General features: G+C 63.7%; 5 protein-coding genes. All 5 read right to left on the reverse strand.

The genetic code is table 11. The annotated features are described in order from the left end of the window. Window positions 1–36: 36 nt before the first annotated feature. Window positions 37–2,262, reverse strand: coding sequence for a glycogen debranching protein GlgX (glgX, locus tag AWB77_RS27455; protein WP_061137620.1), 2,226 nt, complete (start codon window positions 2,260–2,262; stop codon window positions 37–39). Window positions 2,263–2,990: 728 nt separating this feature from the next. Next, window positions 2,991–5,216 carry a 1,4-alpha-glucan branching protein GlgB gene (glgB, locus tag AWB77_RS27460; RefSeq protein ID WP_061137732.1) on the reverse strand — a complete coding sequence of 742 codons (2,226 nt, stop codon included), beginning with the start codon at window positions 5,214–5,216 and terminating at the stop codon, window positions 2,991–2,993. Further along, window positions 5,203–8,601, reverse strand: a complete 3,399-nt coding sequence (gene treS, locus AWB77_RS27465) for a maltose alpha-D-glucosyltransferase (protein WP_341845003.1) — start codon at window positions 8,599–8,601, stop codon at window positions 5,203–5,205. The genes glgB and treS overlap by 14 nt, the downstream gene beginning before the upstream one ends. Window positions 8,602–8,666: 65 nt before the next feature. After that, the gene (locus AWB77_RS27470; protein WP_063936572.1) at window positions 8,667–12,062 is read right to left on the reverse strand and encodes a maltotransferase domain-containing protein; all 3,396 of its coding nucleotides are present in this window, start codon (window positions 12,060–12,062) and stop codon (window positions 8,667–8,669) included. Window positions 12,063–12,404: 342 nt separating this feature from the next. Further along, window positions 12,405–14,075: a glycogen synthase GlgA gene (gene glgA, locus AWB77_RS27475; RefSeq protein WP_061137622.1), complete on the reverse strand. Its 1,671-nt coding sequence runs from the start codon at window positions 14,073–14,075 to the stop codon at window positions 12,405–12,407. Window positions 14,076–14,296: the final 221 nt, after the last annotated feature.

The raw sequence follows: 14,296 nt of genomic DNA on the forward strand, positions 1-14,296 counted from the left end.
ATGCTGCGCTGGACTGCGTATGTGTCAGTGAGGCTGTCAGTGAGGCGAGTCGACTTCGGGATCGCGATGCGAGGTCATCGTGCCGGGATCGGGCGGCAATGCCGTCAGAAGCCGCGGTCCCTGATGCGCGCCCGCCATCCAGACCGCCTGCCAGTCGGCGTCGCCGGTCGGCTCGGCCAGCATGACGACGATGCTGTGCGCCGCCACCTCGATTTCACTGCCGACGAGCGGCCGCGTCACGGAGTCGGGCTCTGCGCTATCCAAGAGCACGTTCCATTCCAAGTGTGGCGCGGGCGGCGTGAATACGAGCGCCTGCGACGATGCGTTGAACATGAGCAGCAGCACGTCGATCTCGCCATCGACGCCCGGTCCCGCGCGCCGCAGCGTGAGCGCGCGGCCTTCCGGGTCCTGCCAAGCTTCGATCGCGAGCGCGTTGCCGCGTTCGTCGAACCAGCTCACGTCGTAAAGCCCCGGCAGCACTTCGCGATCGCCGTACAGGAAGCGCGTTTCGCGCAACACCGGGTAGTTTTTGCGCAGTGCAATAACGCGCGCGACGAATTCCGTCATCTCGACGCCCGCGGGGCTTTGCGCCGCGTCCCAGTCCATCCACGAAATCTCGTTATCCTGGCAATAGGCGTTGTTGTTGCCTCGTTGCGTGCGGCCGAATTCGTCGCCGCCGAGGAGCATTGGCGTGCCGAGCGAGAGCAGCGTCGTCGCGATCATCGAGCGGGCGAGGCGCGCGCGGACATCGAGGATCGCGGGATCGTCGGTCGGGCCTTCGATGCCCCAGTTCGCGCTGCAATTCTCGTTGTGGCCGTCGTTATTGCCTTCCTGATTCGCTTCGTTGTGCTTGTGCGAGTACGCGGTGACATCGGCGAGCGTGAAGCCGTCGTGCGACGCGACGAAGTTCACTGACGCCCACGGCTTTCTGAAGCGGCGATTGAAGAGTTCGGCGGAACCGGTGAGACGCGCGGCGAGATCGGGACGCATGCCGGAATCGCCGCGCCAGAAGCGGCGCACGCCATCGCGATACTTGTCGTTCCATTCCGCGAATCCCGGCGGATGATTCCCGACCTGATAGCCATCCGGCCCGATATCCCAAGGCTCCGAGATGAGCTTGCGGGTCGAGAGAATCGGGTCCTGGCGGATCGCATCGAAGAAGCCCGAGCCCGGATCGAAGCCGTGACCTTCGCGGCCGAGCGTGACACCGAGATCGAAGCGAAAGCCGTCGATATTGAACGCTGTGCTCCAGTAGCGCAGCGAATCCATGACCATTTGCAGCACGCGCGGATGCGACAGGTTCACCGTATTGCCGCAGCCGGTTTCGTTGATGTAATGGCGCTCGTCGCCCGGAATCAGGCGGTAATAGCTGGCGTTGTCGAGCCCGCGCCAAGAGACGGTCGGCCCGAGTTCGTTGCCTTCGCACGTGTGGTTGTAGACGACATCGAGAAACACTTCGATGCCGGCTGCGTGCAACTGGCGCACGGCGATGCGCATTTCGTTGAGCCGATGTGTCGACAGATAAGAAGGCTCCGGCGCGAAGAATGCGGCGGTGTTGTAGCCCCAGTAATTCCTGAGACTGCGCTCGACGAGAAAGCGGTCGTTGAGAAACGCGTGGACCGGCAGGAATTCGACGGCGGTGATGCCGAGCTTCTGCAGATGTTCGATGAACCACGGCGACGATAGCGCGGCAAACGTGCCGCGTTCGTGCTGACGGATGTCGTGGCGCTGCATCGATGTGCCGCGCACGTGCGTTTCGTAGACGATGGTTTCGCCCCACGGCGTGTCGGGGCGCACGTCGCGCGACCAGTCGAAGGCGTCGTCGGTGACGATGCACTTGGGCATCGCGGGTGCGGAGTCGCGGCGATCCATCGACATGTCGAGCCGGTTCGAATGCACGCGATAGCCGAAGAGGGCATCGGACCATCTCCACGGGCCGACGAGTTTCTTCGCGTAGGGATCGAGCAGCAGCTTATGCGGATTGAAGCGATGACCTTGCTGCGGCTGATACGGACCATGCGCGCGAAAACCGTAGACGGTGCCGGGGTGCGCGCCGGGCAGATAGCCGTGCCAGACTTCGTCGGTGCACTCGGGCAGATCGAAGCGCATGAGCTCCTTGCGGCCGGTGCTGTCGAAGAGGCACACCTCGATGCGGTGAGCATTTGACGAGAACACCGCGAAGTTGACGCCTAGTCCGTCCCAGTTGGCTCCGAGCGGGTAGGGGGCGCCCGGGAGTAACTTGTCGGGGAGTGCATTTGCCATTGCCTTTCGCCTCTTGCTTTTGACTTTGCTTCTGCCGGTTGTCCTCGGTTTTGTCTTTCTTCTTTTTTGTCGCCGGATCCCGTTTTCTTTATGGTCTATTAGCACTGCCCCTGTGCGGGGCGGCAGTCACTTTCTTTGCTGCTGCAAAGAAAGTAACCAAAGAAAGCAGCTTCTGTTACGCCCGCGGTCATACGCACGTTGGGTAGTTCTCTCGTCCTCCGTGGCACTCGCCTAAAGAGTGCCCTCGTCGGACTCGCCGGGCTTGGCTCGCGCACGGTCTGACGAGCTAGTCCTTCTCACGCGCGGGTTTAGCACCAGATAGCTCCGGCCCGCTTCGCGGCCGACCGGTCAATCAGGTCTGCGGGTGCTTCTCTACTAAAGAATCCATCTCACCGCGTGCGTTTCACCTTGGTTTCCCTTGCATACCCGGCGGCAGCGCGTAGCGCTGTGCCGAAGTATTTGGTGCTGAGCCAGCGTGTTCAAACGACTAGCTCGTCAGACCGTGCGCGATCCAAGCCCGCTTCGTCCTTTGGGGGCACTCTTTAGGCGAGTGCCGCCTCGAACGAGAGAACTACCCAACGTGCGTGTGACTGCGGGCGTGAAAAGCTGCTTTCTTTGCTTACTTTCTTTGCAGCAGCAAAGAAAGTAAGTGCCGCCCCGCACAGGGGCAGTGCCAATAGACCACAAAGAAAACGGGATCCGGCGAAATAAAAAGCCGAACCCCACCATCAATCGGCCCGCAACACGATGGTCGCCAACGGCGGCAACGTCAACGCCGCCGACTGCTCCCTCCCATGACTAGGATAGTCATCCGTATGAATCAAACCGCCGTTCCCCATATTCGATCCGCCATAAATGGAAGCATCGGAATTGAAGATCTCGCTCCAGCGCCCGCGCCGCGGCAATCCAATGCGATAAGCCAGCCGAGGCACCGGCGTCATATTGCACAACACGACGACATCGCGCCCCTCGGCATCCGTACGCCGATACGCATACACGCTATTCGCGTTGTCATCGCCGACGATCCACTCGAAGCCGCGCGCATCGCTATCGAGCTTGTGCAACGCAGGCTCGCTCGCATAGAGATGGTTCAGATCGCGCACGAGCTTCTGCAAGCCGCCATGCAGCGCGTCGTCGAGCAAATGCCAGTGCGGTGATTCATCGTGATTGAATTCGGCAAACTGCCCGAACTCGCCGCCCATGAACAACAGCTTCTTGCCCGGATGCGTCCACATGAAGCCGAAGTACGCGCGCAGATTGGCGAACTTCTGCCATCGATCGCCCGGCATCTTGTTGACCAGCGATCCCTTGCCATGCACCACCTCGTCATGCGACAAAGGCAGCACGAAGCGCTCGGAGTACGCATACACCATCCCGAACGTATAGAGATGATGGTGATACTGCCGATACACCGGATCTTCCTGCATGTAATGCAGCGTGTCGTGCATCCAGCCCATGTTCCACTTGAAGTCGAAACCGAGGCCGCCGCTCTCGACATCCGCCGTCACGCCCGGCCACGCAGTCGATTCTTCAGCGACCGTGATCGCTCCTGGAATCTGCCGCACTTCGTGATTCAGCCGCTTCAGGAACGCGATCGATTCGAGATTCTCACGCCCGCCGTAAATGTTCGGCACCCATTCGCCCGCCTTGCGCGAATAGTCGCGGTACAGCATCGACGCGACCGCATCGACCCGCAAGCCATCGACGTGATACCGCTTCAGCCACGCCAGCCCCGATGCGATCAGGAACGCGCTCACCTCGTTGCGGCCGAGGTTGTAGATCATCGTGTTCCAGTCCTGGTGATAGCCTTCGCGCGGGTCCGCGTGCTCGTATAAAGGCGTGCCGTCGAACTGGATGAGGCCGTGCGCGTCGTTCGGAAAATGCGCCGGCACCCAGTCGATGATGACGCCGAGCCCCGCTTCATGCGCGCGGTTCACGAACTCCGCGAACTGCTCCGGCGTGCCGAAGCGTGCGGACGGCGCGAACTGTCCGAGCGGTTGATAACCCCACGAACCGCCGAACGGATGCTCCGCGATCGGCATGAATTCGAGGTGCGTGAAGCCCATGCCCTTCGCGTACGGAATCAGGCGCTCCGCAAGCTCGTGCCAGTTCATGCCGCGATTGTCTTCCTCAGGCACGCGCAGCCACGATTCGGCATGCGCCTCGTAGATGGCGATCGGCGCTTGCGGCGTCTGCTTGCCGCCGCGCGTGTTCATCCATTCGGCATCGGTCCATGCGTAGTGGTCGATCGCATCGGCATCCGCGACGACCGATGCCGTCGACGGCGGCTTCTCGCTCTGCATCGCGCAGGGATCGGCCTTGAGCGGCAGCGTATGGCCGTCGCGCGTGACGATCTCGTACTTGTAGCGCGTGCCCGCGCCGATGCCCGGAATGAACAGCTCCCACACGCCCGAGCCGTGCCGCAGACGCATCGGATGGCGCCGCCCGTCCCACGTGTTGAAGTCGCCGACGACCGACACGCGCCGGGCATTCGGCGCCCACACCGCGAAGCGCACGCCCGCGACGCCGCCATGCGTGATTAGACGCGAGCCGAGGCATTCGAGCACCGCATACGGATCGGCTTGCGACAGACGGTTGAGCCATTCATCGCCGAGCACGGGGCCGAACGAATACGTGTCGTGCGTTTCCTGCGGCGTGCCGTGCCAGTCGATCCGCAGACGATACGCCGCCGGCCTCGACACGAAGCCCGCGTACAGTCCCGCGTCGTGGATGCGAGCGAGCGAGCCGAGATGCTCGCCGTTGCCCGCATCGGCGACGCTCACCGACGACGCGCCCGGCAGAAACACGCGCACGACATGGCCGAGATCGGTTTCATGCAGGCCGAGCATCGAGAACGGATCGGGATGCCGGGCTTCGACGAGCGCGTCGATGTCGAGCGGATTGAGGCCGTGCGCCGGATTCCTGGTATCCGCCGGATCGCTACGAGTGTTCATGGTGAGTTCCATCCGGATTGTCCTTGGTTGCTCCGATCACGGGCCGCGTGCCGGGCGCGGGCGGCTCGCCCGTGTCTCCGAGCAAGCGGCTCGCGAGCGACGCGAGACCCCGCAACGGAAGGCCGATCCAGGTCGGCCGGTTCGCTGCTTCGTAGCGGATTTCGTAAGCGGCCTTCTCGATCAGGAAGAGATCGAGCAACGGTTGAAACACGTCTTCGGCCGCGATCGTTTCGGGCGACGCGGCGATCGCCTCGGTGTACTGCCGCAAGAAACTCTCCTCGGCCGACGCGCGCAGCCGTTCGAAGAGCGCGCGCTTGCGATCCGCCGTCTGCGCGGGCGCATTCTCCGTCGTCGATTGCGCAGCCGCGCTCGCATACGACAGCGACCGCAAGAGGCCCGCGACATCGCGCAGCGGACTCGTCTTTTTGCGGCGCTCGTCGAGCGCGCGTGCCGGCTCGCCTTCGAAGTCGATGAGATACGCATCGCCCTGCGCCATCAGCACCTGGCCGAGATGGAAGTCGCCGTGGATGCGGATGCAGAGCGCATCGGCGTCGGACGCGACGAGCTTCTTCACCGTATCGACGAGCATGTCGCGGCGATCGAGCAGGCTCTGCGCGAGGAAACGATCGTGCTCGCTGAAATCGCCGATTTTCTGCGCGAGGATGTCGAGCGCCGATTCGAGCAGCTTCAGCGTGCCGTCGACCCAGCCCTTCACGTCTTCTGCGGTCGCGCGTTGCGGCGCGAACGCTTCGTCGTCGGTCGGCGATGCGAGCGCGACGTGCAATTCGCCCAGCCGCTTGCCGATGATGCCCGCGATGCTCGCGTAACCCGCGAAGCCTTCGGCTTGCGCATCGCGTTCCTGCGTGTGCTCGTCGGACTCGACGACGACCGCAAGTTCATCGACGGTGCGGCGCAGATAATCGAGCGCGTAATTCCACGCATCGCCCTGATTGTCGATGAAACCCTGCAGGATGATGAGCGTATGCGGCACGCCTTGCGGATCGACCCGCACGACTTCGCCATACAGCGGGCCGGTGTTCGCATAGCCGAGCTTCGTCAGATAGCGGCTCATTTCCGCTTCCGGATGGATTCCGCCGACCACGCGCCGCACGAGCTTCAGCACGACCTTCTCGCCGATCACGAGCGAGCTGTTGCTCTGCTCCGCCGCGAGCCAGCGAATTTCCGGCGGATCGGCGGGATAGTAGTTCAGTTCGTCCAGGCGTTCGGTCGGAAGGAAGCGGATCTCGCTTTTTTGCACCGTCGGCACGACCGCGCGTTCCTTCAGCTTGCGCATCACGCCATACGTGAATTGCGGCACGGCGAAGGCGTCGGTCAGATGACCGATGTTGCGGTTGCGGCGCACGCGGGCGAGCGCGAGCTGCATGTAGAGCGGCGACGTCGTCTCCGTGCCCCACGCGATGGAAAGCGGCAGCACGTAGCGCTCGCAGTGATCGCCGACATCGGCTTCGATCTCGGTGAACGCGAAGCCTGCGCCTTCGATCGTCGTCAGCGCGGCGAGGCGCACCGCATGCAGCTTCTGATCCTTCGATGCAAACCAGCGCCGCTTGCTCAGATAGTTCGGCAGCACTTCCGATTCGAGCAGGCGCACGTTTTCCGGCGTCGGACCGGTCTGCCCCGCGCGAATCACCATCGTCACGAATTCGGGCAACTGTTCGGACGGCGCCTGCGCCCATGCCGGGCGCATGTTGCCCGGGCAAAGCTGGAACCACAGGAAGCCGTAAGGCGGGAACGTCAGCAGATAAGTCAGCTTGCCGATAGCCGGGAACGGCGAATCGGCGGTCATTTCGAGCGGCACGGAGCCGTCGAATTCCGACAGATCGAGTTCGACCGCCTGCGGCGCGCGCGACAGGTTCGCGACGCAGAGAATCGGCGGCTCGCCTTCCAGTTCGCGCAGATACGCGAGGATCTTGCGATTCGCAGGCCGCAGAAAGCGGATCGTGCCGCGTCCGAACGCGTGCTTCGAGCGGCGCACCGCGAGCATCTTGCGCGTCCAGTTCAAGAGCGAATGCGGATCGCGGCTTTGCGATTCGACGTTGACCGCGTCATAGCCGTACAGCGAGCCCATCACCGGCGGCAACACGAGTTGCTCGGGATCGGCGCGCGAGAAACCGCCGTTGCGGTCGGAGGACCATTGCATCGGCGTGCGTACGCCGTCGCGGTCGCCCAGGTGAATGTTGTCGCCCATGCCGAGCTCGTCGCCGTAATAGATGACGGGCGTGCCCGGCATCGACAGCAGCAGCGAATTGATCAGCTCGATGCGGCGCCGGTCGCGTTCCATCAGCGGCGCGAGACGGCGGCGAATGCCGAGATTCAGGCGCGCGCGGCGATCGCTCGCATAGGTGTTCCACAAATAATCGCGCTCGGAGTCGGTGACCATTTCGAGCGTGAGTTCGTCGTGATTGCGCAGGAAGATCGCCCATTGATTCGTTTCGGCGAGGTCCGGCGTCTGCCGCATGATGTCGGTGATCGGAAAGCGGTCCTCGCTCGCGATCGACATGTAGATGCGCGGCATCAGCGGGAAGTGGAACGCCATGTGGCATTCGTCTTCGTCGCCGAAATATTCCTTCACGTCTTCCGGCCACTGGTTCGCTTCGGCGAGCAGCATGCGGTTCGGATATTCCGCGTCGATGGTCGCGCGAATCTTCTTCAGGATTTCGTGCGTCTCGGGCAGGTTCTCGTTGTTCGTGCCTTCGCGTTCGACGAGATACGGCACCGCATCCAGCCGCAGCCCGTCGATGCCCATGTCGAGCCAGAAGCGCATCACCGACAGCACTTCCTTGATGACGGCCGGGTTATCGAAGTTCAGGTCGGGCTGATGCGCGTAGAAGCGATGCCAGTAGTACTGACCCGCAACCGGATCGTGCGTCCAGTTCGAAGGCTCGGTATCGATGAAGATGATGCGCGTCTCTTCGTACTTCTTGTCCGTGTCGGACCACACGTAGTAGTTGCGATGATTCGAACCCGGCTTCGCATGACGCGCGCGCTGAAACCACGGGTGCTGATCCGACGTGTGATTGATGACGAGTTCGGTGATGACGCGTATGCCGCGCGCGTGCGCTTCCTGGATGAAGCGCTTCACGTCCGCGATGGTGCCGTAGTCCGGATGCACGTTGCGGTAATCGGCGATGTCGTAGCCGTCGTCGCGGCGCGGCGACGGATAGAACGGCAGCAGCCAGATCGCATCGACGCCCAGCTCCGCGATGTAATCGAGCTTTGCGAGCAGGCCGGGGAAATCGCCGATGCCGTCGTTGTTCGCATCGAAGAAGGACTTGATGTGAACCTGATAGATGATCGCGTCTTTGTACCAGAGCGGGTCATCGCTGAGAATCGAGGCTTTCTTGTTGCGCTTCACCCTTGTATCCACGTTTCGCTCCAATATGCATGGGCTGGCTGCGGCCCTTGTTATGGGTGTGCTTGCTTGTCAGGCGATCATGCTTCGTCCGGCTGAGGCTTCGGCAAGCCCCACGTCGGTGCGATGCGCCAGATCGCGAACGGCAGCGAATGCGGATCGAGCCGCACGTGCTGGCGCCGTCCGCGCCATTCGAATTTGTCGCCAGTGACCTGATCCTCGACCGCCACTGCATCCCATTCGCGCACGCCCCAGCGTTCGAGCGTCTGCCACGGCAGCTCGATATCCGCGCCCTGCTCGTTGAACGGATCGAGGTTGATCGCGACGAGCACGACGTTATCGCGTGATGCGTTCGCCTTCTCGAAGAACAGGATGTGATCGTTATGCGCGGGCAGGAAATTGATGCCCAAATGCGTCTGCAACGCGGGATTCGCGCGGCGGATGCGATTGAGCGCCGTGATCTCCGTGACGATGTTGCCGGGCCGGTTCCAGTCCCACGCCTTCAGTTCGTACTTCTCGGAGTCCAGATACTCTTCGCTGTTCGGCAGCGCCGCCGACTCACACAACTCGAAGCCGCTATACACGCCCCACAAGCCGGACAAGGTCGCCGCCAGCGCCGCGCGAATCACGAAGCCCGGCCGCCCCGAGCTTTGCAGAAAGCGCGGGTTGATGTCGGGCGTGTTCACGAAGAAGTTCGGGCGGAAATAGTCCTTGGCATCCGTCTGCGTGAGATCGTGCATGTACTCGAGAAAATCGCGCTTGCTCTCGCGCCATGTGAAGTACGTGTACGACTGCGAGAAGCCGAGCTTCGCGAGACGGTTCATCACGCGCGGCCGCGTGAACGCTTCGGCGAGGAAGATCACATCGGGATGGCGCGCGCGCACGTCGCCAATGACCCATTCCCAGAACGGAAAAGGCTTCGTATGCGGATTGTCGATGCGGAAGATGCGCACTCCCGCCGCGATCCAGTGCAGGAACACGTCGCGCAATGCGGTCCACAGTTCGGGCTTCGCGTCCTGCGCGTAGAAGTCCGGATTCACGATGTCCTGATACTTTTTCGGCGGATTCTCCGCGTAGCGCAGCGTGCCGTCGGGACGCCACGCGAACCATGTCGGATGCTCCTTCAGCCACGGATGATCCGGCGAGCATTGCACCGCGAAGTCGAGCGCGATCTCGAGCCCGTGTTCGTGCGCGGCTTCGAGCATGCGCTTGAAGTCGTCGAGATTGCCGAGCTCCGGATGCACCGCCGTATGGCCGCCTTCCTTGCCGCCGATCGCATACGGGCTGCCGACATCGCCCGGCTGCGCGGTCAGCGTGTTGTTCTTGCCCTTGCGGTTCGCGACGCCGATCGGATGGATCGGCGGAAAGTACAGCACGTCGAAACCCATCTCGCGGATGCGCGGCATCTTGCCGATCACGTCGATGAACGTGCCGTGACGGTTCACGTCGTCGCTCATCGAGCGCGGGAAGATCTCGTACCAGCTCGCGAAGCGCGCGGCGGCGCGTTCCGAATCGATGCGATAGACGACCGGATCGCGCGACAGGAACGGGCGATGCCGCGCCGCCGCCACCGCTTTCGCGGTCGCGCCCGCGAGGACGAGTTCGAGCTTGCGCGCATCGCTCGCTTTCGTGAACTCCTTGACGATCGCTTCGAGCGGCGCGCTGTCGGCGTCGTCGGCGGTCTTCACTTCGGCGAGGATAAGTGCGAAGAGATGCTTCGCTTCCTCGACTTCGAGTTCGACGGTCTGCCCGGCCTTCAGCTTCTTCTGCATGTGATCGACGAGCGACGCGTAATCGTCGCGCCACGCCATTACTACGAATTCGTGGCGGCCCACGCGTTCGAGCGGAATGCGTGCGCTCCACAGATCGAGGCCGGCGGGCTGCACGGCACGCATCGGCACTTCATGCCATTCGGTTTCGTCGGCGGCACGCCATTGCACAGCGGCGGCAATCTTGTCGTGTCCTTCGGCGAAAATCGCGGCCTGAATCTCGACCGCCTCGCCGACGATGCGCTTCGCCGGGAACCGTCCATGATCGACCGAAGGCGTCACGCTTTCGATCGACACGCGCGGTGCGGCGATCGCCTCGGCCACCGATTTCTTGTCGGCGGCTTTCGCGCCGCGCTTCACTTGCGGCTGCGCAAGCAGGATGAACGGCTCGGCTTCCGCGCGATAGAGACGTACTTCGCCCGCCTTCAGCGTAAAAGGCTCGAGGCGCTCGGGCTTGCCCATCGCGTCGTCGATGAGCGCGAAACGCGTGTAGTTGCCCGGCACCGATTCGAGCAGATGCAGCGTATCGACGTGTACGGGCGTGACGAGATCGGGATTGATGACGGCGAGCACGGCGTCGTCGCTGCGGCGCAGATCGCCGCCGTCCGCGCGAATGAGCGCCGCGTAGGGCGTGCCCGCGCCGGTCAGCGCGCGCATCTCGCCGACGCTCGACAAGGTGCCGACGTTGCGCTGCAGATCGTTCGCGCGCCGCACGCGCGCCGTGAGGTCGATGCGCTTCTCGTTCTTCGCGCGCTCGTACTCGGCGGCGATGCCGTATTGCGGCGACATCGGCAGGGCGACGCCGTATTCGAAGCCCATCGGCACCATGATGCCGGTGCCGAGCGCGGCTGCGGAATCCAGTGCGCGCATGTAGGCGCGCTCGACGAGCGCGGTGTCGCTCGTGTCGGAGAGGTCGCTGATGAGCCGCGCGCCGAACGGCTCCTCGGGAAACGTGATCGGCGATGCGATGCGCGAAAGCGCCGCGTGCTCGTCGAAGAGCCACGCGCTTCGGAAGTCCCACCAGCGCGTCGATGCGAATACGGCGTCGAACGCGGCATCGGCGAGACCATGCAGATCATGGCGCGTGACGCCGACGGTCCAGGCGAGCCAGCGCGTGTCCGGATGCTTTTCGCGGACGGCCGCGCCGAGCCTGCGCCATACGTGTGCAGGCACCGCGTGCGGGGAATCGAAGCGAAAGCCGCCGATGCCGGCATCGGCGAGCAGATTCAGCTCGCGCGCCCACCATTCGGTCAACTGATGCGCGGCCTCGCCATCGGCAAAATTGGCCCACGCTACGTCGCGCTGACGCGGCGGCTTGCGCGGATCGAGACGCGCATCGGCGCTCTCGAACGGCTGGAACCAGTGCTTGTTGTCCTGATAGAGACCGCCTTCGGCGCTCACGCGGTCGATCACGATATCGACGAGCAAAGTGAGCTTGTGCGTTTTCGCGGCATCGGCGAGCTGGCGCAGAACATCGGACGCGCTCGCATCGGATTCGAAGACCGGGTGCAGCCGATGATGATCCGCGACCGCCTCGCGATGCCCGTTGCTGCCGGGCGCGAACGGCGAGCCGATCAGGACGTGATCGAAGCCGAGTCCGGCGGCGTGCTCGAATTGGGCGGGCCAGTTCGCGAGCGGGCCGACGAGCAGGGGATCGATGAAGTAGATACGCGGCGCGTACGCATGATGAGCTTGATGGTTTTCCATCGTTCGTCTTTTCCAGAGTCGTCCTGCGGTGGCGGGGATGCGGGCATCAATCGCGATCACGCTCACGGGCCAAACTGGCTGAAGAGCTGGTCCGCGCGTCACGAATCGCGCGGACAATCAGGCGGAACTCAGATTACACCCTGGCGCCGCGTGAATCGACGCCTGCCTGGCCGCGTTATCGCGATGCACCGTGCATCGAGCGCGCTTCGCGCTCACGGTGGGCGCCACGGTCCCCAAGTGAATTTCCCATCGGACCGCACGGGGCGAGGCAGCACGTTGCGTGCCGCGCCCGGCGTCGGTCTACATCGAGGCACTACTATGGAGCAACTGCGGCCGGCATGCTCACGCGGTGCGCGCCAGAGACTGCGCGCCCTGTGCCTGCGCGGCTGCCGGCGCGACATCGGCGGGACGGCGCGCACGCAAAGCGGTGCGGCTCGGACGCGCGTCGCTCAGGCCGACGTACAGTGCGACCATCTTCCCGACGGCTTCGTTCCATCCGAAATCGCAGGACATCGCGTTGCGCTGCAACGCCCGCCACACTTGCGGACGCATGTAGGCATCGAGTGCGCGGCTCGCGGCGTTGACGATATCGTCGGCGTGTTCGCCATCGAAGAGAAAGCCGGTGGGTGCGTGCGCGGCGCGCGGCGTTGAAATCGCGGGGATCGCGGCAACCGGCATGTCATGCGTGCCGTCGCGCAGGTAGATCGATGGACGCAGCACGTCGGGCATACCATGCGCGGCGTCCTGTGCAGCATCTCGCGCCGCGTCGACGATCGTATCGGCCAAGCCGCCCACGCGTGATGCGACCGGCAGCGTGCCGTAACGCATCGCGTACATCTGCGTGAGGCCGCACGGCTCGAAGCGGCTGCCATGCAGCAGGATGTCCGCGCCCGCATGCAGCGCATGCGCGCGCCGCTCGTCATATCCGATATACACGCCCACGCGATCCGGCCACTCTTGCGCGAGCTTTCTGAAGCCCGCTTCGATATACGCCTCGCCCTTGCCGATCACCGCTAGCTGCAAGCGCGGATGCTTCGCAAGCAGACGCGGCAGCGCTTCGAGCGCGACGTCCGCGAGCTTCTGACCGGTCATACGGCTGCCGATCGCCATGAGCGGCGCAAAAGGATCGACGGGCAGGCCGAACCTGCGTTGCAGCGCGCGCTTGCAGGCGTGCTTGCCGCGCATGTCGTCGAACGAATAGTTGCGTTCGATGAGCGGATCGCTGGCGGGATCCCACGTTTCTTCGTCGATGCCGTTCACGACGCCCGAGAGCTTGTCGGCACAGCTTTGCAGCACGCCTTCCATCAGATGACCGAAGCGCGGCGTGAGAATTTCGCGCGCGTAGGTTTCGGAGACGGTCGTCACGCGATCGGCGTGCACGATGCCCGCTTTCATCAGACTCAACGCGCCATAGAACTCGATGCTCTTCGGATCGCTCAACGCATGAACGAGCCACTTTTCGGGCACGCCGAGCGACGCACCAAGCGAGAGCGCGTAGTTGCCCTGGAATGCGAGGTTGTGGATCGTGAAAACGCTCTTTGCGTGCACGTCCGCGTGCTTCATCAAAAGCGGCGTGAGGCCGGTATGCCAGTCGTGTGCATGAACGATGTCGGGCTTTCTCACGCGGCGCACGCCCTGCGCGATTCTGACCGCCGCCGCCGAAAGCGTTGCGAAGCGGATCGCGTTGTCCTGATAGTCGCGGCCCTGCGCATCCTGATAGAGGCCGGTGCGCGCATAGAGCGCGTCGCAGCGCAGCAGCAGCACGGGGACTCCGGTGCCGGGCATGCGGCCCCGCAGCAATGCGGCGTCGCCGCCGGGCAGGCCGGTGAGCATGCCGACCTTGCTCAGGCCTTGCGCCTGGGCGATGGCATTCGGGTAAGCGGGAAGCAGGATAGTGGCATCGACGCCGGCTTCGCGAAGCGCGGCGGCATAGGCGCTGACCATGTCGCCGAGTCCGCCGGTCTTGGCGAGCGGGACGGCTTCAGATGCGACCAGCAGAACGTTCAAAGGCAAAATGGGCTCCTGTGCAAGAGGAACGCGCGAGCGAGAGGCCGCGCATGCAAAGCGCTGATCGGGAATGCTTCTGGATGGGCTGGCGCAATGCAGCAATCGCTGTGCCACGGCCGGGGGTCATGCGTGCGGCGCGACACGTTCGATTCCGCCTATGAGACGACAAGAACCGCCGCCGCGCGCCAGGCGCTGCGAGGAGGTGGCACGAGCGTGCCGCGTGTAAA

The organism is Caballeronia fortuita (assembly GCF_001544835.2).
Classification (GTDB): domain Bacteria; phylum Pseudomonadota; class Gammaproteobacteria; order Burkholderiales; family Burkholderiaceae; genus Caballeronia; species Caballeronia fortuita.